18 protein-coding genes, 2 tRNA genes and 2 rRNA genes are annotated in these 21,565 nt (G+C 33.9%); 13 read left to right on the top strand and 9 right to left on the bottom strand.

Annotation, left to right across the window (positions count from 1 at the left end; translation table 11 throughout):
* Nucleotides 1-2: 2 nt before the first annotated feature.
* The 4 genes from CDSE_RS03040 to CDSE_RS03055 all read right to left on the bottom strand — a co-directional run bounded on the left by CDSE_RS03040 (nt 3) and on the right by CDSE_RS03055 (nt 4,957).
* Nucleotides 3-2,882: ribosomal RNA gene (locus tag CDSE_RS03040) — 23S ribosomal RNA — on the bottom strand.
* A 233-nt stretch (nt 2,883-3,115) separates the two neighbouring features.
* Nucleotides 3,116-3,191: transfer RNA gene (locus CDSE_RS03045), tRNA-Ala, on the bottom strand.
* 28 nt (nt 3,192-3,219) lie between these two features.
* Nucleotides 3,220-3,296, bottom strand: a tRNA-Ile gene (locus CDSE_RS03050).
* Nucleotides 3,297-3,426: 130 nt separating this feature from the next.
* A 16S ribosomal RNA gene (locus tag CDSE_RS03055) occupies nt 3,427-4,957 on the bottom strand.
* Together the 16S and 23S rRNA genes with 2 tRNA genes alongside form the textbook arrangement of a ribosomal RNA operon.
* Before the next feature lie 225 nt (nt 4,958-5,182).
* Between CDSE_RS03055 and lgt the strand changes: the two genes are divergently transcribed.
* Entirely contained in the window at nt 5,183-6,076 is an 894-nt protein-coding gene (gene lgt, locus CDSE_RS03060) for a prolipoprotein diacylglyceryl transferase (protein WP_235043906.1), read from the top strand.
* A gap of 1 nt (nt 6,077) precedes the next feature.
* Here lgt and CDSE_RS03065 read toward each other — a convergent pair whose 3' ends face one another.
* The 3 genes from CDSE_RS03065 to CDSE_RS03075 are packed head-to-tail and all read right to left on the bottom strand — an operon-like array spanning nt 6,078 to nt 7,363.
* Nucleotides 6,078-6,380 (bottom strand): cell division protein ZapA, encoded by a 303-nt coding sequence (locus CDSE_RS03065; RefSeq protein WP_015396541.1) that lies wholly within the window; start codon nt 6,378-6,380, stop codon nt 6,078-6,080.
* The gene (locus tag CDSE_RS03070) at nt 6,367-6,834 is read right to left on the bottom strand and encodes a hypothetical protein (RefSeq protein ID WP_015396542.1); all 468 of its coding nucleotides are present in this window, start codon (nt 6,832-6,834) and stop codon (nt 6,367-6,369) included. Before CDSE_RS03070 ends, CDSE_RS03065 begins: the two co-directional genes overlap by 14 nt.
* Nucleotides 6,835-6,892: 58 nt before the next feature.
* Complete coding sequence (locus tag CDSE_RS03075; RefSeq protein ID WP_015396543.1) at nt 6,893-7,363, bottom strand: RNA pyrophosphohydrolase; 471 nt, start codon at nt 7,361-7,363, stop codon at nt 6,893-6,895.
* 76 nt (nt 7,364-7,439) lie between these two features.
* Here CDSE_RS03075 and CDSE_RS03080 point away from each other — a divergent pair, with 76 nt between their 5' ends.
* From CDSE_RS03080 to CDSE_RS03120, 9 genes are all read left to right on the top strand, one after another.
* Nucleotides 7,440-9,167, top strand: a complete 1,728-nt coding sequence (locus CDSE_RS03080; protein WP_015396544.1) for a proline--tRNA ligase — start codon at nt 7,440-7,442, stop codon at nt 9,165-9,167.
* Between the two features lie 190 nt (nt 9,168-9,357).
* The gene (locus tag CDSE_RS03085; RefSeq protein ID WP_148283576.1) at nt 9,358-9,873 is read left to right on the top strand and encodes a hypothetical protein; all 516 of its coding nucleotides are present in this window, start codon (nt 9,358-9,360) and stop codon (nt 9,871-9,873) included.
* A gap of 207 nt (nt 9,874-10,080) precedes the next feature.
* Nucleotides 10,081-10,581 carry a TonB C-terminal domain-containing protein gene (locus CDSE_RS03090; RefSeq protein ID WP_015396546.1) on the top strand — a complete coding sequence of 167 codons (501 nt, stop codon included), beginning with the start codon at nt 10,081-10,083 and terminating at the stop codon, nt 10,579-10,581.
* The gene (gene tolB / locus CDSE_RS03095; RefSeq protein WP_015396547.1) at nt 10,571-11,887 is read left to right on the top strand and encodes a Tol-Pal system beta propeller repeat protein TolB; all 1,317 of its coding nucleotides are present in this window, start codon (nt 10,571-10,573) and stop codon (nt 11,885-11,887) included. Before CDSE_RS03090 ends, tolB begins: the two co-directional genes overlap by 11 nt.
* Nucleotides 11,877-12,374: an OmpA family protein gene (locus CDSE_RS03100; RefSeq protein WP_041186226.1), complete on the top strand. Its 498-nt coding sequence runs from the start codon at nt 11,877-11,879 to the stop codon at nt 12,372-12,374. The genes tolB and CDSE_RS03100 overlap by 11 nt, the downstream gene beginning before the upstream one ends.
* Before the next feature lie 25 nt (nt 12,375-12,399).
* On the top strand, nt 12,400-13,020 hold the full coding sequence (locus CDSE_RS03105; RefSeq protein ID WP_015396549.1) for a tetratricopeptide repeat protein: 621 nt from the start codon (nt 12,400-12,402) through the stop codon (nt 13,018-13,020).
* A 22-nt stretch (nt 13,021-13,042) separates the two neighbouring features.
* Nucleotides 13,043-13,843, top strand: a complete 801-nt coding sequence (locus CDSE_RS03110; protein ID WP_015396550.1) for an alpha/beta fold hydrolase — start codon at nt 13,043-13,045, stop codon at nt 13,841-13,843.
* Nucleotides 13,844-14,402: 559 nt separating this feature from the next.
* A complete protein-coding gene (gltS, locus tag CDSE_RS03115) occupies nt 14,403-15,617 on the top strand; it encodes a sodium/glutamate symporter (protein WP_015396551.1) in 1,215 nt (404 codons plus the stop codon).
* On the top strand, nt 15,617-17,173 hold the full coding sequence (locus tag CDSE_RS03120; RefSeq protein ID WP_015396552.1) for a TAXI family TRAP transporter solute-binding subunit: 1,557 nt from the start codon (nt 15,617-15,619) through the stop codon (nt 17,171-17,173). Before gltS ends, CDSE_RS03120 begins: the two co-directional genes overlap by 1 nt.
* A 57-nt stretch (nt 17,174-17,230) precedes the next feature.
* Here the strand turns inward: CDSE_RS03120 and dnaQ are convergent, their stop codons facing one another.
* Both dnaQ and rnhA read right to left on the bottom strand, forming a co-directional pair.
* Entirely contained in the window at nt 17,231-17,941 is a 711-nt protein-coding gene (dnaQ, locus tag CDSE_RS03125; protein WP_015396553.1) for a DNA polymerase III subunit epsilon, read from the bottom strand.
* Nucleotides 17,942-17,967: 26 nt separating this feature from the next.
* Nucleotides 17,968-18,435 carry a ribonuclease HI gene (gene rnhA, locus CDSE_RS03130; protein WP_015396554.1) on the bottom strand — a complete coding sequence of 156 codons (468 nt, stop codon included), beginning with the start codon at nt 18,433-18,435 and terminating at the stop codon, nt 17,968-17,970.
* Nucleotides 18,436-18,661: 226 nt separating this feature from the next.
* Here rnhA and gloB point away from each other — a divergent pair, with 226 nt between their 5' ends.
* From gloB to CDSE_RS03145, 3 genes are read left to right on the top strand one after another with little or no spacing between them, the layout of a single operon-like run.
* A complete protein-coding gene (gene gloB, locus CDSE_RS03135; protein ID WP_041186281.1) occupies nt 18,662-19,459 on the top strand; it encodes a hydroxyacylglutathione hydrolase in 798 nt (265 codons plus the stop codon).
* Nucleotides 19,449-20,705, top strand: coding sequence for a transglycosylase SLT domain-containing protein (locus tag CDSE_RS03140; RefSeq protein ID WP_015396556.1), 1,257 nt, complete (start codon nt 19,449-19,451; stop codon nt 20,703-20,705). The genes gloB and CDSE_RS03140 overlap by 11 nt, the downstream gene beginning before the upstream one ends.
* A 16-nt stretch (nt 20,706-20,721) precedes the next feature.
* A complete protein-coding gene (locus tag CDSE_RS03145; RefSeq protein WP_015396557.1) occupies nt 20,722-21,498 on the top strand; it encodes an enoyl-ACP reductase FabI in 777 nt (258 codons plus the stop codon).
* The last annotated feature ends 67 nt before the right edge of the window (nt 21,499-21,565 follow it).

Below are 21,565 nucleotides of genomic sequence, written 5' to 3' on the forward strand. Positions count from 1 at the left end.
ATAGGATCAAGCCTCACGGGCAATTAGTATCGGTTAGCTTAATACATTACTGTACTTACACATCCGACCTATCAACGTCCTGGTCTTGAACGACCCTTTAGGGGGATCTAGTCCCCGGGATACCTTATCTTCAGACGAGTTTCCCGCTTAGATGCCTTCAGCGGTTATCTCTTCCGTACGTAGCTACCCGGCTATGCCATTGGCATGACAACCGGTACACCAGAGGTACGTCCACTCCGGTCCTCTCGTACTAGGAGCAGGCTCTGTCAAGTATCCAACGCCCACGGCAGATAGGGACCAAACTGTCTCACGACGTTTTAAACCCAGCTCACGTACCTCTTTAAATGGCGAACAGCCATACCCTTGGGACCGACTACAGCCCCAGGATGAGATGAGCCGACATCGAGGTGCCAAACACCGCCGTCGATATGAACTCTTGGGCGGTATCAGCCTGTTATCCCCAGAGTACCTTTTATCCGTTGAGCGATGGCCCTTCCATTCAGAACCACCGGATCACTATGTCCTGCTTTCGCATCTGTTCGACGTGTCAGTCTCACAGTTAAGCACGCTTATGCCATTGCACTAAAAGCACGATTTCCGACCGTACCTAGCGTACCTTAGAACTCCTCCGTTACTCTTTAGGAGGAGACCGCCCCAGTCAAACTGCCCACCATGCACTGTCCCAAATCCGGATAACGGATCAAGGTTAGAATCGTAAAGAATCCAGGGTGGTATTTCAAGGATGGCTCCACATAACCTAGCAGTCATGCTTCAAAGCCTCCCACCTATCCTACACAAGATTATTCACAATCCAATGCAAAGCTACAGTAAAGGTTCATGGGGTCTTTCCGTCTAGCCGCGGGTAGATTGCATCATCACAAACATTTCAACTTCGCTGAGTCTCAGGAGGAGACAGTGTGGCCATCGTTACGCCATTCGTGCAGGTCGGAACTTACCCGACAAGGAATTTCGCTACCTTAGGACCGTTATAGTTACGGCCGCCGTTTACCGGGGCTTCGATCAAGAGCTTGCACCCCATCACTTAACCTTCCGGCACCGGGCAGGCGTCACACCCTATACGTCGACTTTCGTCTTTGCAGAGTGCTATGTTTTTAATAAACAGTCGCAGCCACCGATTATCTGCGGCCTCTTCATGCTATAAGCGCGAGCTCATCACACTAATGAGGCATACCTTCTCCCGAAGTTACGGTATCAATTTGCCGAGTTCCTTCTCCTGAGTTCTCTCAAGCGCCTTAGAATATTCATCCCGTCCACCTGTGTCGGTTTGCGGTACGGTCTTGTACAGCTGAAGCTTAGAGGCTTTTCTTGGAACCACTTCCAATCACTTCACGAAATATATTCGCTCGTGCCGCACCCTCGAATAATGTGACCGGATTTTCCTAATCACCTTCTATAATGCAGCAACAGGGATTTCCAACACCCTGATGATTTTCCACAATTCGTCCCCCCATCGCACTGTACAATGGTGCTGGAATATTAACCAGCTTCCCATCAGCTACGCATCTCTGCCTCGCCTTAGGGGCCGACTCACCCTGCGCCGATGAACGTTGCGCAGGAAACCTTGGACTTACGGCGAGGAGGCTTTTCACCTCCTTTATCGCTACTCATGTCAGCATTCGCACTTCTGATACCTCCAGCAGCCCTTACAGGCCACCTTCGCAGGCTTACAGAACGCTCTCCTACCGCGTGTATAAAACACGCCCGCAGCTTCGGTTTATCGCTTAGCCCCGTTACATCTTCCGCGCAGGACGACTCGATCAGTGAGCTATTACGCTTTCTTTAAAGGATGGCTGCTTCTAAGCCAACCTCCTGACTGTCTATGCCTTCCCACTTCGTTTACCACTTAGCGATAATTTGGGACCTTAGCTGGCGGTCTGGGTTGTTTCCCTTTCGAGTCCGGACGTTAGCACCCGGTGCTCTGTCTCCCACGCTGTACTTGTACGTATTCGGAGTTTGCCATAGTTTGGTAAGTCGCCATGACCCCCTAGCTATAACAGTGCTCTACCCCATACAGTAATACGTGAGGCACTACCTAAATAGTTTTCGGAGAGAACCAGCTATTTCCAGATTTGTTTGGCCTTTCACCCCTATCCACAGCTCATCCCCTAATTTTTCAACATTAGTGGGTTCGGTCCTCCAGCACGTGTTACCGTGCCTTCAACCTGGCCATGGATAGATCATCTGGTTTCGGGTCTACACCCAGCGACTATGTCGCCCTATTCGGACTCGCTTTCGCTACGCCTCCCCTATTTGGTTAAGCTTGCCACTGAATGTAAGTCGCTGACCCATTATACAAAAGGTACGCAGTCACGGAATAAATCCGCTCCTACTGTTTGTATGCATACGGTTTCAGGATCTATTTCACTCCCCTCCCGGGGTTCTTTTCGCCTTTCCCTCACGGTACTGGTTCACTATCGGTCGATCACGAGTATTTAGCCTTGGAGGATGGTCCCCCCATATTCAAACAGGATTTCACGTGTCCCGCCCTACTTTTCTTACGCTTAGTTCCACATCAAAGATTTCGTCTACAGGGCTATCACCTACTATGGCAGAGATTTCCATCTCTTTCGACTATCAATAACGCTAAAACGTAAAGGCTGATCCGATTTCGCTCGCCACTACTTTCGGAATCTCGGTTGATTTCTTTTCCTCGAGTTACTTAGATGTTTCAGTTCACCCGGTTCGCTTCTACTGATCTATGTATTCAATCAGAGATACTCCAATAAGGAGTGGGTTTCCCCATTCGGACATCTGCGGATCGAAGCTTGTTTTCCAGCTCCCCGCAGCTTTTCGCAGGATACTACGTCCTTCATCGCCTGTGATCGCCAAGGCATCCACCATATGCACTTAGTCACTTGATCCTATAACACTAAAGGCTATAAAAATATTGACATATGTTTGTGCTGTTCATAAGTATTCCAAAGATTTTACTCTTTAAAATATAATGCAATCAAAACCCTAATACTATAGTTACAAAAAACAACTATAGTTAATATTTCGTTGCGTCTCTTCTAGATTTTTAAAGAACAATTAGCTTATAAAGCTTAATTTTTAAGCTTAAAATAAGCCTAAAAATTAAACTCTAACTTGATTTTGGTGGAGGTGAACGGGATCGAACCGATGACCTCCTGCTTGCAAAGCAGGCGCTCTCCCAACTGAGCTACACCCCCAATTTATTAAAGGTCTTGCTCAAAGAAATGGTGGGTCTGGTTGGACTTGAACCAACGACCCCCGCCTTATCAAGACGGTGCTCTAACCAGCTGAGCTACAGACCCATACATATATTAAATTAGCACCTTAAAGCACAAATTACAATGGAGAATCTGTTGCAAATCCTGTTTACTACCAATCTCAGCTAAATAACAACCGATAATTGTGAGCACTTAATACATAGCTTTAGCTCTTAAAGGAGGTGATCCAGCCGCACCTTCCGATACGGCTACCTTGTTACGACTTCACCCCAGTCATGAATCCTACCGTGGTAATCGCCCTCCTTACGGTTAGGCTAACTACTTCTGGTAAAACCCACTCCCATGGTGTGACGGGCGGTGTGTACAAGACCCGAGAACGTATTCACCGCGACATTCTGATCCGCGATTACTAGCGATTCCGACTTCACGTAGTCGAGTTGCAGACTACGATCCGGACTACGATCGGGTTTGTGGGATTAGCTCCCCCTCGCGGGTTGGCAACCCTCTGTCCCGACCATTGTATGACGTGTGAAGCCCTACCCATAAGGGCCATGAGGACTTGACGTCATCCCCACCTTCCTCCGGTTTGTCACCGGCAGTCTCATTAGAGTGCCCTTTCGTAGCAACTAATGACAAGGGTTGCGCTCGTTGCGGGACTTAACCCAACATCTCACGACACGAGCTGACGACAGCCATGCAGCACCTGTGTTCTAGTTCTTTTGCAAGCACTCCCAAATCTCTTCGGGATTCTAGACATGTCAAGGGTAGGTAAGGTTTTTCGCGTTGCATCGAATTAATCCACATCATCCACCGCTTGTGCGGGTCCCCGTCAATTCCTTTGAGTTTTAATCTTGCGACCGTACTCCCCAGGCGGTCAACTTCACGCGTTAGCTGCGCTACTAAGATCCGAAGACCCCAACAGCTAGTTGACATCGTTTAGGGCGTGGACTACCAGGGTATCTAATCCTGTTTGCTCCCCACGCTTTCGTGCATGAGCGTCAGTGTTACCCCAGGAGGCTGCCTTCGCCATTGGTGTTCCTCCGCATATCTACGCATTTCACTGCTACATGCGGAATTCTACCTCCCTCTGGTACACTCTAGTTCGGTAGTCAAAAATGCAGTTCCAAGGTTAAGCCCTGGGATTTCACATCTTTCTTTCCGAACCGCCTGCGCACTCTTTACGCCCAGTAATTCCGATTAACGCTTGCACCCTACGTATTACCGCGGCTGCTGGCACGTAGTTAGCCGGTGCTTATTCTGCAGGTACCGTCATTCACATTAGGTATTAACTAATGCTGTTTCTTCCCTGCCAAAAGTGCTTTACAACCCTAAGGCCTTCATCGCACACGCGGAATGGCTGGATCAGGGTTTCCCCCATTGTCCAAAATTCCCCACTGCTGCCTCCCGTAGGAGTCTGGGCCGTGTCTCAGTCCCAGTGTGGCTGGTCGTCCTCTCAGACCAGCTACGGATCGTCGCCTTGGTGAGCCATTACCTCACCAACTAGCTAATCCGATATCGGCCGATCCAATAGTGCGAGGTCCTAAGATCCCCCGCTTTCCCCCTTAGGGCGTATGCGGTATTAGCTACGCTTTCGCGTAGTTATCCCCCGCTACTGGGCACGTTCCGATACATTACTCACCCGTCCGCCACTCGCCACCAAACCGAAGTTCGTGCTGCCGTTCGACTTGCATGTGTAAAGCATTCCGCTAGCGTTCAATCTGAGCCAGGATCAAACTCTTCAGTTTAATCTCTAGTTATTACGTAAATTCAATAAATTGAAAAATACGTCGCTACTCAAAAAAATAAACGAGTTTTTAGACATAATCTAAAAAATTATTTTTTTAATGAGTACTTGTGTTTTTTAGCCTGACATATAAAATATGTCTCAAAACTAGCATCAAGTACTCACAATTATCGGTTGTTCAGTTGTTAAAGAGCTCAATCACAAACAATTATTTGCGAAGGAAGAAGTGATTATCTTCTATAAATTGATCACTGTCAAGAAATATTTTGAAATTATTATTTGCTTCTTTTGTTTTCTTTTCGTAACTTATTCATGTTTATTATTAACAATAAAACCATTAGGAGAAATTATAAATATAAACATAAATCCAATAGCTATTAATATACTAGGTTTCCCTATTTATTGGTATGGAATAATGTATCTAGTAGGTTTTTTTTGTGTTTATTGGCTAAGTTTAATTAAAATATCACACTCAAAGAAAACATACATCACAAAAGATAAGATAGAAAATCTTTTATACTGGGGCATGTTAGGAGCCATTATAGGCGGAAGATTAGGTTATGTTGTTATATATAGACCAGATTACTTCTCACGTCACTTGATTGAGATTTTATATATTAGAAATGGAGGCATGTCATTTCATGGCGGATTAATTGGCGTATTAATATCAATTTACACCTATGCAAAAATACAAAAAATACCTTTTTTAGAACTAACCGATTTTATAGCTCCATCTATACCTGTTGCATTAGCAGCAGGCAGGATCGGAAACTTTATAAATGGAGAATTATGGGGATACCAAACTAAATTACCGTGGGGAATAATTTTTCACAATGATGTTGAACAAATACCAAGACACCCTTCTCAAATATACGAATTCCTCCTAGAGGGAGTATTACTTTTTATAATCATGCAAGTCTTCTCCAATAAAAAGACACGCCCCAAGGGACAAGTTAGCGCAATGTTTCTAATTTTCTACGGACTAACAAGATTTTTTGCTGAGTTCTGGAGAGAACCAGACTATTTTATAATAAACACAACACAACTACTTACTCTTGGGCAAACGTTATCTATACCAATGATTGTATTAGGAATAGCTATACTGTTAACCAATAGATAAATTATTTTTTTAAAATAGATTCTATTCTTAAACTAATAGAATCTATTTTCTCTCTAATTTCGCCTATGGAAACTCCTTCTATTATCGACGATTTATCTGATATTTTTGTACCCATTAACTCACCAGCAATTTGCAAAGCAACCATAACAGCTACTCTCTCATTTGTATAAGATTTTGATTTTTCTTGTATTTGAGAGGCTAGATCATTAACATAAGAGACCGCAGAGATTAAATTATCTTTCTCAGACTCAGAACAAACAAGAGAGTAATCTCTGCCCAAAATAGAAACATCAATTTGCTTCATTAGCTTCATCCTTTTTAGCAGGATAATCACACGTTGGTAAAATATGCATTAAATCCTCTAGTTGACTCAAACCCTCTAAAAGAGTCTTCCTTAAATTATCATTAACTAGCTCTAACGAGGCTATTGCTTTTTGTTGATAAATATTTTTATCTAACATATCGCTCTCTTTCTTGCTCCAAAAAGATGACTGCTCATCTAACTTTTTGGTAAAGTTTTCTTCTACTTTCTTTATGTCAATCTGAAGAACAGCAACAAGACTCTCTAATTTATGATATTTTGACTTTAATAAAGACAACTCAGACTCTTTCTCAGCAAAGACTTTTTTTAGAAATTCCAACTCATCTTCAGCATACTTCTTGCCAGATTGCAATGAAATATTCTCAGAAGCCAAATTGATAAATTGTTTAGTTAATCTATCCACCAAACAGGAAAGTTTCTCTATATTTTGCAACATATTAAAGGACATCTAATTTATGTTTAATTAAAAAATACAACATTATAAAAAATTACACTCAAAATAAAATATAAGAGAGCTCTTTCAAAGCGCTATTATAAACATTTCTTTTGAATTCTATAACCATATTTAAAGAATCCCAATACTCGCCCCATTTCCATGCATCAAACTCAGGACTTGACGTAGAACACAAACAAAAATCACTATCATTACCAATCAAACGTAATAAAAACCATATTTGTTTCTGCCCTTTATAAAAATTACGACATTCTTTTCGAATAAATTTTATAGGAACGTTGTAATGCAACCACTCTCTAGTCCTTCCTATAATTTTAACATGTTTAGGCTTTAAACCAACCTCTTCATGCAATTCTCTATACATAGCCTCTTCTAATGTTTCTCCTTGTTTTACACCACCTTGAGGCAATTGCCATGAATTTTCTCTTGATCTTTTACCCCAAAAAATCTCATTTTTACTATTCGCTATAACGATACCAACATTAGAACGATAACCTTCACTATCCAACATGATAATAGTCTACCTAATTAAATTTAGTACAATTAATATATAGAATATTATAAACATTTAATTAATTACATAAAACATGCACGCATCTAAATATCATTTATATACCTTGAAAGAAACACCTGCAGAAGCAGAAATTATCAGCCATCAATTAATGCTAAGAGCTGGAATGATAAGAAAATTAGCTGGAGGAATTTACAATCTGATGCCTCTAGGAATGAGGGTTTTACAAAAAATAGAAAAAATAGTCAGAGACGAGATGAACAATTCTGGCGCTCTGGAAATACTTATGCCAATTGTGCAACCAGCTGAATTATGGCAAGAGTCTGGAAGACTGGAAAAATACGGCCCAGAATTACTTAGAATAAGAGACAGGCATGATAGATGTTTTATTCTTCAGCCAACCTCTGAAGAAGTAGTGTCTGATATAGCAAGAAATGAAATACATAGCCATAAACAACTTCCGGTATTATTTTACCATATACAGACAAAATTCCGAGATGAAGTACGACCAAGATTCGGAATGCTAAGAAGCAGAGAATTTATAATGAAAGATGCTTATTCTTTTGACAAAAATGAAGAAGATGCATTAAAAAGTTATCAATCTATGTTTGATGCATATTCAAAAATTTTCGAAAAAATATCTCTAAAATTTTGTGCAGTATTAGCTGACACAGGATCTATTGGAGGATCCTACAGTAATGAATTTCATGTTTTAGCGGATAAAGGAGAAGATCTTATAGCATATGATAAGAATTCAACTTATGCTTCTAATCTAGAATTAGCAGAAGCTCCTTGTTTAATTAAAAATAGAGAAAATCCAAAAGAAACAATGGAGATAACATATACTCCCAACACTACAACCTGTGAAAAAGTAGCAGAATTACTTAATACCTCTATCACAAACACAATAAAATCAATTGTACTTTTTTCTGAAAACAAGAATCACTCTCCAATATATTTATTACTAATTAGAGGTGATCATTCGTTAAATGAAATTAAAACCAGGAAAATAAGTGGACTAGAAAATTATCGTTTTGCTACTCAAGAAGAAATAATGGAATATTTTGGATGCAAACCAGGTTATTTAGGACCAATTAATATATTAAAACCAGTTAATATCATAGTCGATAAAACAGTTATGAATATGAGTGACTTTATTTGCGGAGCAAATAAAGAAAATTACCACTATAAAGGAGTAAACTGGGGTGTAAATATAAAAGAACCTGATATTGTTCTTGATATTAGAAATGTAGTAGAAGGAGACCCCTTGCCTAACGGAACTGGAACTTTTTCTATACAAAGAGGGATTGAAGTTGGTCATATATTCTTTCTAGGAACTAAATATTCCAAAGATTTAAATGCCTGTTTTTTAAACGATGACGGGAAGTATCTCCCATTGCAAATGGGTTGTTATGGAATAGGAATAACTCGCATAATGGCTGCTGCTATAGAACAAAATAATGATCAATATGGTATTATATGGCCAAAATCCATAGCTCCTTTTGAAGTGGTTATTTGCCCAATCAATTGGAAAAATGAACAAGTCAAACATATATCTATGGAAATTTATAAATCCTTAAAAACAAAAAATATTGATGTTATTCTAGATGATCGAAATAATAGACCTGGCGTGATGTTTTCTGAATGGGATCTAATAGGAATTCCATTAAAAATAGTTATTGGACCAAAGGATTTAGAAAATAATCTTATAGAAATAAAAACAAGAAAAGATCACAATTGCTCTGTGAAAACACCTATAAATCTAGCAACACAAGAAATCATAAGAATATTAGAACAATTATAATAAACAAATAAAAAAAACACAACCAATAAATATTAAACTACAACTTAAGTAAGGATTATAAATGTCTTTGATTTCAATGTGCTCGAATCTTGGCATAATTACAAAAATGGTATTTCTATATCAATTTATAATTTCTATTATTTCTATAAAAATAATAATTAAACATACAAAAAATATAAAGAATAATCATATGCTCGATGATAATTTTAAAAAACAATTTTGGTCCGGAGCAAACCTAATAAATTTACAGAAGAAAAATCAAAATAATAGAAACGTTAAAGCACCATTAGCCAAAATATTTGAAGCTGGAATGATTGAGTTTACAAAAACAAATCTCTCAAATAACAATGCACCAAAAAATTCTGAGAGAGCCATGAAGTCTATGGTAGATAATGAGATCAAAGTTTTAAATAAATTACCAAGAATTCTATATTTACTAATAAGTAGTAGTTACTACGTTGGAATGTTAGGAGTACTTTATAAATCATTAGGAATAGCAATACCTTATATGACATCAGTTACTATTGATGTTTTTATAGACAATATCTTAGAAAGCATATTATTGATTATTATTACTATAATATTCACATTCCCGTTTGAAATAGCATATAAACACATTAATGATATGATCTATGACTATTTAAGAGAATTTAATATATTTATAAAAGAATTTATAAATATATTAGAAAGACAAAAAAATAACTAATAGATCCAGTAGAAAATTGCTATAGACTATTTTTATGAACCAAATCAAAAAATGTATTGTTATCTAAAAAATATTTGCTCTTCTATACTGGAATATAAAGGTAAAAAAATACCTAAAACACATGGATTATAAAAAATGAAAAATTCAAATCAAAATAAACTGTTTATAAGAAACACTTTTCTATACAACGAAAGGAAATAATAAAACATGATTGGTTTTTTATCACAATCTGACAAAAACAACAAAGTTATAAAATATAGCAAAAAATTAATATTGATAATGCTTTTATATTTTTACATTCTATTCTTAGCATTTAAAATGCTAAGAATAGAAAATTATGATATAAAAAACCAAGAAAACAATCATCAAAATAGTTTTAATATCACAAAAAGTATAATAGTAAAACCCAATAGAAATTTCATTTTCAGCGAAAGTGATAAAATTTTTTTAAAACAATGCATTCTACCTGGTATTGTATACCCAAAATTACCACGCCAACAATTAGAAAGCAGCCCAACAGTAGAATTCTTAGCAAGTATAAATGAAAAAGGTGAAATCGATAGTCTATCTTTATTGAAGTCATCTAAAAATCATTGCTTAGACAAAGCTATTGAAATTGGTATTCTAAGATGTGAAAGCTTCCCAAAATTAAATAAAATTAATCAATCTTATAAAATTCACATTATTTATAAAATATATGAAGAATAAAAATCAAATCAATAATTCAACATGGAAAAATATAATATTAACATTAATATTAATTACACTTATATCCTTTTCTATTATAAAACCAGATATCGCAATATTCATACCAAATGCTACAGCCATGACTTTGCAAAAATATGAACTAACAATTTGTGAAATTGATAATAACACTACTGAAGGAGAAAAAATTGTTAAATCGATAAAAGAAGACTTGCTAACTAGCGATAAATTTAATGTAAATAGCGTAAAAAATGTCAATAAAAACAAGAGTATTTATAATTTTATAACTAGAGCTAACAAGAATAACCATTTAGCTCTTATTAAAGTAAACTATCAAGAAAATGATTTGTATGAAATAGAATTCTCTCTTGAAGAAACATCTCCAAATGTTAAATTAGATAATGTCTCCTTCTCTGGGTCTCTAGAAGACATGATGGTTATATCTCATCTTATTTCAGATAGGATATATCACACTATTACTGGCAAACGTGGCATATTTAGCACTAAACTAGCCTACATAGCTAAAAAAAATGATATTTTTGAACTACAAATATCTGACTATAATGGGCAGAATTCACAAACAGCCTTAAGATCTTCTGAGCCAATCATATCTCCACAATGGTCACCAGACGGAACCAAAATCGCTTATGTGAGTTTTGAATCAGGCAGACCAATTATTTACATACATGATTTGTTTAATACACAAAGAATAATATTAGCTGATCATAAAGGTAGCAATAGTGCTCCTTCTTGGTCACCAGATGGAACAAAAATAGCTCTATCAATGACTAAAACGGGCTTATCACAAATATACATGCTAGACTTAAAAGACAAAAATTTTAGAAGAATCATACAATCATCTGCTTGTGATACAGAACCTTCATTCTCACCAGATGGTCAATATATAGTTTTTACTAGCGATAGAAGTGGTAGCCAACAAATATATTTAACTGATATATATGGACAAAAAGTTAGAAGATTAACCTTCAATAGCATATATAATGGTTCTCCAAAATTTTCAACTGATGGTAAAAAAATTGTATACGTAAAGAATGTAAACAATAAATTCCAAATATGTAGTATTGATTTATCTTCTGGAGAAGAGTCTATGATTACCCATGGAGAGAATGATCAGAATCCATGCCTATCTCCGAATGGAGAATATATTATATACTCTCATATATCAAAAAATAATTTTCGCTCACTGTCTCAAATATCTTTAGAAAATCATCAAACAAAAAATATTAAAGAAAATATAGATTATGAAATTTTTGATCCATCATGGGGCCCAATAATCAATGAAAAATAAAATATTCTCCTACTTAAGAATTTTTTCTATTTTATGCAAATATAATAAATTGCTACCCATAATGCTTTTATGTTTAACGTCAATAATATCATCATGTTCTCTCGATATAGAAAAAACTCTATTTAAAAAAAATACTAATAAAGAAACTAAAACACTTTCTGTTTTTTTTGAGGCTAATAGTTATAATGTGCCTGATATATATATAAAAAGAATAGAAGAATTTGCAATGTTTATTGCAAATAACAGTCACTTAAAAGTTAGGATAATAGGGAATACTGACGACAAAGGATCTTCAGAATATAATATAGCACTAGGACAGCGTAGAGCGAATGTTATCTATAGAATAATAAAAATTCTTGGAGCAAATGAGGAACAAATTGAAATTATTAGTTTGGGGAAAGAAAAACCTATTTATAACGATTTAATACAAGACAAAAATGAATTGGCAAAAAATCGTCGAGTAGATATTATATGCAGTAGAACATAATCAAAAAACTTTACTACCATAGAAAATGAAATTAATACATATTATTTCTGTCATATTATTAATGATGTCATACAACGTATTTGCTAAAAACAATATCACGCAAGAGCAAATTGAAAATATAAAAAAAATAAATCTTGAACTATCTAATAGAATTACTTTTCTAGAAGAAGAAGTATCAAAACTACTAGATAAAATTGATTACATTTCAAATGATCATAAAAACTGGAACATTAATTCTAACTCTACAAATAATTTTTTAGAAAAAAAAAACCTTGATAATCTAGAACAGAAATACGCAGAAGCATTAGGATTATTTAGAAATCAAAAATATAATGAAGCCGCTGAATATTTTTCTATGATTTTAGAAAAATCTAGAAATATTAATTTTATTAGTAATGTGAATTTTTATTATGGAATATGCAAATATAAAACAGATAATTTTCAAGAATCTATAGAAATACTCTCTAAATTCATAGAAAACATAAATACTGAAAAAATTCCAGAAGCACTTTTAATTATTGCAGATAATCAAATAGCTATGAACAATAGATTAGAGGCAATAGAAACCTTACAATCAATTACAAAAAACTATAAACATTCAGAGTTTGCCATAAAAGCAAAACAAAAGATAAGAATGCTAAAATGAAAATTGTTAAGTGTTAAATAATATGATTAAAGAATTAAAAATTAATAACTATTGCTTTTACTATACACAAAAAGGTACAGGACAGCCTCTATTATTAATACACGGATCTTTATGTGACATAAGATATTGGAAAAAACAAATTGACTTTTTAAGTCAATACTTCTCAGTATACGCTCTAAGTTTAAGACACTATTGGCCAAATAATTTTAATCTTAACAATGGTTCTTTTTCAATAAAACAACATTCTGATGACGTAGTATTATTTATCGAACATCTTATAAAATCTCCTGTTCATTTATTGGGTCATTCAAGAGGGGGAGCAGTTTCTTTAAAAGTTGCTATAAATAAACCTTGTATGATAAAAAGCCTTATATTAGCTGATCCTGGAGGTTTTATTATTGATAATTATCCTTCTAATAATAGAGATGAGTTCCGTATTATAGCTGCTGAATTAATAGCAAATAATAAACTAGAAGAAGGTTTAGAATTATTTATCAATAAAGTTAGTGGAAATCAAACTTGGGAGAAAATGGTTAGTTGGTTTAAGAATATGGTTTATGACAATGCGGATACATTACTTGGGCAATCAAAAGAAGAAATATTACTATTTAGCAAAGAAAAGATCTCAAATATGTTCATGCCCTCACTATTAATTGGAGGAGCTATAAGCCCTGATCCATACCCCAAAATACTGGACAAATTACAACATTTTTTACCAAAAAATGAAAGAGTAACTATCCATAGATCTTCTCATGGAATGAATATAGGGAATCCAAAAACATTTAATGAAAAAGTACATTCTTTTATACTAAAGAAAGCTTAGAATATACCAAACTAATATCTTAAAAATAATTTCTTTTATCTAAACTAACTTTTGGAAAATCTACAATAAATTGTCAATAATAACTAACAATAAGATATTTAATAATATTTGCTATTATATTATTACTTAAATAAAATAACTCAAATATAATTCTTGTTACTCATATTAGCTATATCGTATACATTTATTTACTTTATAAGTAAATAATATAAACTAATCAATATAATTTTTACTATCTAGGATTTAATCTTATAAGATTTAAAATCTTAGATTAAATAAAACATAGGGATAAAACAATAAAACATATAATTAACTAATAAGTATCTAAGTAAAATTTAATAGTGTGAAGTTATAGTTTACTGTATGGATATTTACTTATTTGTTAAAAAAGTTTAAAAATATCAAAACCAAGGCAAAAAGAGATAATACTATATGAAAAATAATATTTTTATCAAAATGTTGAACTTGTTTATCACTTTCATTTTTAATGGCAAAAAATGCTTATCTCCAATGAGATTTTCTACTTTTTTAAATATGCCATAAGATAATAAAGGCTCACATGATTTCGCTTTCGTTAACACAATCACTACTTGCCTGCTGTCTTGTTTTGCTTGGTGGGCGCTATTTAACAAGCAACATTAGGATTTTAGCTAAGTATAGCGTTCCTGATCCTATTGTTGGAGGACTTGTTTTTGCTGCACTAACCCATGCTTTATCTGCATGGGGTGGGATACAAATATATCTTGACACTGCTACTAAACCAACATTTTTATTAATGTTCTTTGGATGCGTAGGTTTAACTGCCAATTTAAAACTATTAACAACAGGTGGCTCTAAGTTAATAGCCTTACTAATTGTATTAGTTCCATTTCTAATATTACAAAACATTGTTGGATTGGCGTTGGCTAGTTTATTAGATATGCATCCTTTAATGGGATTAATAGGAGGAACAATAACATTAGTTGGTGGGCATGGTACAGGAGCTGCTTATGCTGCTAGATTTGCAGACATAAATAATATTCAAAACATCACAGCATTAGCAATGACATCTGCAACTATAGGGTTAGTATTTGGTGGTGTGTTAGGAGGACCTGTATCTGAATGGTTGATAAAACATCATAAAATAATAACACCAGTACAAAAAGGTGAAAGAACAAAAACTGATGGAGAAGTAGGATCAAATAATAATATTAATCAACAAATTACACCAGCTGAATTTATAACATCATTATGCGTTGCTTTAATTACATTAGTCGGGGGAACTTATCTTTCCAAACTTGTTGGCAGCGCATCTGTTAGTTTACCTAACTTTTTATGGTGTCTAGCTCTAGGTATTATTCTAAGAAATCTAGGACCAATTGTAGGCCTTAAATTAAATGATAGGGCAACTGACATATTAGGAACAGTTATGTTATCTCTATTTTTGGGTTTAACAATGATGACCCTAGATTTAGCTAGCGCAGCAAGATTAGCTGGTCCTTTAGCTTTCATATTAGTAATTCAATCAGTAGTATGCGCTTTGTATTGCTGCTTAGTTGTTTTTAAAGCTTTAGAAAAAGATTATGAGGCAGCTGTTATGTCAGGGGCATTTTGTGGAATAGGTTTAGGAACAACTGCTACTGCAATAGCTAATATGCAAGCAATTACTGGAAGGCATGGTAGTGCTCCACAATCCTTTATTGTTATACCATTAACGGGTGCTTTCTTAGTAGATATTATTAATGTAATCATTCTAACCACCCTAATATCTCTACCTTTCGTAGGGGGAGTATAATGGAACTAATAAAACGAATAATATTAATACTAATGTGTTTTTTTCTTGCTGCTTGCGAAAGAAAACCTAACTCAGAGGAATTAAGTCTAGCTTTAGAAAAAAAACTTAAAGATACATTTGGCTCAAATGTGTTTAAAGTGGTAAAACTCAATAGAATGGGTAGTGCTATAGATAGTACTGCCCCATCTAATGAAAATAGAAGAGTGGTTTATTACGATGTCATATTAGAGACAAATAAAAATATAGATCTAGGAGCATGGGATCAACCTGGAGCGGCAGCCTTAGTTACTTTAATGGGAGCTGGGCCTCGTAGCATCATTGGAGTAAATTCCAGTGGTAATAAATCTGGTGATAAGATTACAGCACATGCAAGTGCTATATATCGTAAATCTGGCAATAATTGGGAAAGAGTATCTTCAGCCGGATATTCATCAGAAGATGCAATGTTTCTAGGAATACATAAACCTGCTACAGAAAGACTTTTAAGTACTTTAAATACAATAACTACATCAATACCATATACCTCATCCAAAACAGCACAAAAAGTTGTTCAACAGGAACTAGAACGTTCAGTAACAAGGATAAATGGTAGGTTAGCTAGACTCCAAGATGGATATCCATTTGCTGGAGGCCCTAATAAAGGAGAATATTTGGTATTTGCACAATCTTTAGCAGATGTCACACAAAGGCAACAAGTAAAAATGATACCTTTGGTAACAAGTGGAAGTACTGAAAACATAGATTTACTAAGAAGTGGTAATGCAACTATAGGGTTAGCACCTGCTAATATAGCATTAATGGCATATAATGGGACAGGACCATTTGAAGGTTATGGACCATTTACAGAACTGAGAACGTTGGGAAGTCTTTATCCAGAATTGGCACATATTATTGTTAGACAAGAATCTGATATTAAGAAAGTAGCTGACCTTAGAGGTAAAAAAATCTCCCTTGGCCCAGCTGGCTCCGGAGGAAGAGCTACTATGGAGCAAATATTAGCAGCTCATGGTTTACGTGCCCATAAGGACTATAAAGTAATTGATTCTATATTTACAGCATCTCTACAACAACTTGACAAAGAAGAAATAGATGCTGTAACACAAATAATAGGAGTACCAGCCAGTCCATTGAGGGCTGCCATGTCTCAATCTAACCTTAGGATTCTTCCTTTAGAACCTTTATCTGTAAAAAAATTGATACAAAATAATCCATCCTTACTATCTTTAAACATAGCAGGAGGGACTTACTCAAATCAAAATAAAAAAATTCCAACTGTAGGAACAGCAGCTTTAATGTTAACAACATCAGAACTTACTAAAGCAGAAGCTGAAAATATTGCTAATGCAATTTACAATGCTGGTCAATATCTTTTAGCTGCAGGATCTGCACAAGGAGCTCAAGTTTCTGTCACAACATCAAAAATTTGCCTTACAGTACCTATACATACAGGAGCAGATGAAGCATTAAGAAAAATAGCTCATACAGCTCTACCTAGAGCTGTGTTACCTAGGAAAATACAAAAACAACCACTGAATAATATGGACATTAGCAATTGAATTTATTAGATCATTTACAAATACTTCTGATAACAAAAACAAAGTATTGTCAATGATCTAATCTTCTTCCAATAAATGCCATAAAATTGGCTCTGAAGTATTTTTCTTCATGTCTAATAAATACTGATGATGATCATTTATCTCATCTTTTGTTGCTTTTATTATAGGACAATGATAATGATGTGAATCTTTTACTAATTTATTAGAATGAGTCTTTTTCTTATAATTATTTTCAACAATAGTAAATTCTTCTTGTCCTCTAGTCATAGCCAACCAGACATGTGATAACAGTTTCGAATCCAATAAAGCACCATGAAATTTTCGTTCTAAATTTGATACTCCGTAGTAATCACATAGAGCATCTAGAGAATTACGTTTACCTGGACGTAATTCTCTAGCAAGAGACAATGAATCAATAATTTTATCGCAATACTGATCTAAATTGCCTAAATTTAACTTGCCCAACTCATAATTCAGAAATTTAACATCAAAGGACGCATTATGAGCTATAATCTCTGCTCCTTTAATAAAAGCTAGAAACTTATCCACTATATCTCTGAATTTTGGTTTGTCAGACAAAAAATCATTAGTCAAACCATGAATAGCTAATGCCCCAGGATCTATTTCTCTATCAGGATTGACATATAAATGTAAGTCCACTCCAGTAATACTACGATTACTTAATTCAACACACCCTATCTCTATAATACGATGTCCTTTTGATACATCCAATCCAGTAGTTTCAAGATCAAATACAACCTGTCTCATAAATAATTTCTCTAATTAATTGAAAACTAAACATCTTTAGATCTTACACTTTCCACACCAAGATTAGCTAACTCATCAGCAATATTATTACCATAGTTTGATGAATGCCCCTTTATCCAATTCCAACTAATATTATAAAAATTAACAAGAGCATGTAAAATTTCCCATAAATCTTTATTTTTAACCATACCTCCACTAGAAGTTCGCCAACCACGTTTTTTCCAATTATCAATCCATTTTGTAATACCATTCATCACATACTGAGAATCAGTATACAATTTCACATTATTATACTCATAATAATTTATTGATTTTAAGGCGTTAATAACTGCTAACAATTCCATACGATTATTAGTCGTATTATTCTCTCCTCCATAAAATTTATCTTCGCTACCATCAGGCCATCTCAGAAATACTCCCCACCCTCCTATACCAGGATTACCCTTACACGCCCCGTCTGTCCAGAGCTCTACATAAAAATTAGTATTTACCATTTAATCCTAAAAACATTTAATATAAAATTAAAATTATCGATATATTACAAAATTATATAACAATCACCAAAGTCTTATGAAATATAACAATATACTAAAGATTTATTAGTATATTGTTATAATGTTGAGTTACTCTAACCTATTACAATTAATACACTCGTGATGATAGTATTAATATTTGCTAAAATTAAATATTATAGGAAAAATAATCTTGATAGATAACTTTGTGAATACATATTTTCAACAAAATGGTATATTACCCATAAAATCTTTCAATGATAATTATATATGGACTATTATAAAAAATGATAAAATTGTTGTTGTTGATCCTGGAGATCACAAACCAATATTAAATTTTATAAACAAACATTCACTAACACTTTTAGCTATCCTAGTAACTCATCACCATAACGATCATGTTAACGGAATTGAAAAATTGTGTGAATTGAATAATATACCTGTATATGCATCAAATAAAACACCCTTATCATTATGTAATACATACCTAAAAGAAGATGATGTCATACTTATACCAGAACTTGATATAAATCTAAAAGTAATTAATACACCTGGCCATACAAATGACCATATTTCTTTTTATGGTCAAACTGTTAATAGCAATAGAGTTCTATTCTGTGGTGACACTCTATTCTCAGGAGGATGTGGTCGTATATTTGAAGGTACTTATAAACAAATGTTTCAATCTTTAAAAAAACTAAGTAACTTACCTTTAAATACATTGGTGTTTAGCTCACATGAGTACACTATAAACAATTTAGTTTGGGCAATGACTGTAGATAATAATAATATTAATATAAAACAATACTATAAACATGCTAAATTACTTAGAAAATATGAATATCCAACATTACCTTCATCAATAAACAAAGAACTATCTATTAATCCATTTCTAAGAACTAATTGCATGGAAATTATTAATTCAACTTCTGCACATGCTAAGGTAAGATTAAAATCAGAACTAGATGTTTTTATAGAATTAAGAAAATGGAAAAATGCACATTAAAAATTTTTTAATATTACATATAAAAGTTTGTTTGTTATTCATTTGTGTTCTAATAACTGGCTGCACAGTACTTGCTCGCCCTCAAATAAGCACATTAAAAAACATCATTAAAACTAATAAATCTAACCATACAAATGATACATGGCATATAATTAGAAAAGGATTCAATATTCCAAATATAGACACTCATCTATCAAAAAAATGGACTCAATATTACAAAGAGCATCCTGAATCTATAAAACGCATAGCTGAAAGGTCTACTAAATATCTATATTTCGTTGTAAACGAAATTAATCTTAGATCTTTACCAACAGAACTTGCTCTGATCCCATTTATTGAAAGTGCTTATAATCCTGCAGCAATATCAAAAAATAAAGCTTCAGGACTTTGGCAATTTGTACCAAGAACAGCAAAGCATTTCAATTTAAAACAAGACTGGTGGTTAGATGAGAGAAGAGATCCTATTATATCAACTTATGCAGCACTAGATTATTTAGAAAAACTATATAAAAGACAAGGAGATTGGCATCTTGCCTTAGCTTCATACAATTGTGGAGAATCAGTTGTACAAAAAGCAATAGAAAGAAATAAAAAAGCTAATATGCCTACAGATTATATCCACCTACAACTTCCTAAAGAAACGTTAAATTATATTCCGAAACTACAAGCCATAAAAAATATTATTAAAAATCCTAATAAATATTCTATTGAATTACCAAAAATAGAAAATAAACCATATTTCCAAGCGGTAAAAAAAAATAAAGATATAGATATGGATATAGCCGCTAAATTAGCAGGTATATCACTCGAAGAGTTTAAAGCACTAAATCCATCTTATAATAGACCAATTATCTGCTCTCATCACTCACAAAGCATAATCCTACCAACAAAAAATATTGATAAATTTCATACAAATTTAAAATCATTTGACAAAAATCTAAGTAATTGGAGAGTATATAAATCTAAAAATGGTGAAGCATTTACATCTATTGCTAGAAGATTCGGCATCTCAGAAAAAACCTTAAAAAGAAACAATGATATTAGAGATACACAGAAAATAGCCTCTGGACAATTATTGTTAATACCATTAAACAAAGCTAAAGATTATATTATACTTCCTGGCGATACATTATCTAAAATAGCTAAAGATCATAATACTACTGTATCAGAAATACGTTCTATGAATAATCTAAAGAATAATACTATTAAACATGGAAAAAAAATAAAAATACCATCTATTCAATAATTAATGGAGAATAAGAATGACACTTCTTAAAAATAAAAAAATTCTAATCACAGGGGTGATTTCGAACCGTTCTATTGCTTTTGGCATTGCTAAATCATGCAAAGAACAAGGAGCTATTCTAGCCTTAACATATGCAAATGAGAAGTTGAAAGATAGAGTTCTAGAACTATCAGAAGAACTAAACTGCAATATATGCTTGAAATGCGATGTTAATAGCGATGATTCTATAGAAAATCTAAAAAATGAAATATCAAACTATTGGCATAATATAGATGGTTTTGTCCACTCAATAGCTTTTGCTAATAAAGATGCTATTTCTGATAAATTCCTAGATGGAATGAATAGAGAGAATTTCCGTATTGCACATGAAGTATCATCTTATAGCTTACCTGCCTTGGTAAAGGCCTTATTGCCACTAATGCATAGTAAAACCTCTATTGTAACATTAAGTTATATTGGTTCCACAAGATATGTCCCCAACTATAATATGATGGGCCTTGCAAAAGCATCATTAGAATCAAGTATTAAATACATAGCTAATGACCTTGGTTCTCAAGGAATAAGAGCTAATGTAATATCGTCTGGCCCTATAAAAACTTTAGCTGCTAGTGGAATAAAAGATTTTTCAAAAATACTAAAACATGTAGAAAATAATGCCCCACTAAAACGTAATGTTACTATTACAGATGTAGGTAACGCTGCAGTATTCTTATTATCAGATCTATCTTCTGGTATAACAGGAGAGATACTAAATGTAGATGCTGGATTTTCTAATGTAGTAGGTATTTCTTAAAAAAATACCATTATATAAATTTGCAAAAATACTTTATTGTCAAAATAAACATTTTTATCCTATAAAA

Origin of the sequence: Candidatus Kinetoplastibacterium desouzaii TCC079E, from assembly GCF_000340795.1 — a bacterium.
In the GTDB taxonomy this organism is placed as follows: Bacteria; Pseudomonadota; Gammaproteobacteria; order Burkholderiales; family Burkholderiaceae_B; genus Kinetoplastidibacterium; species Kinetoplastidibacterium desouzai.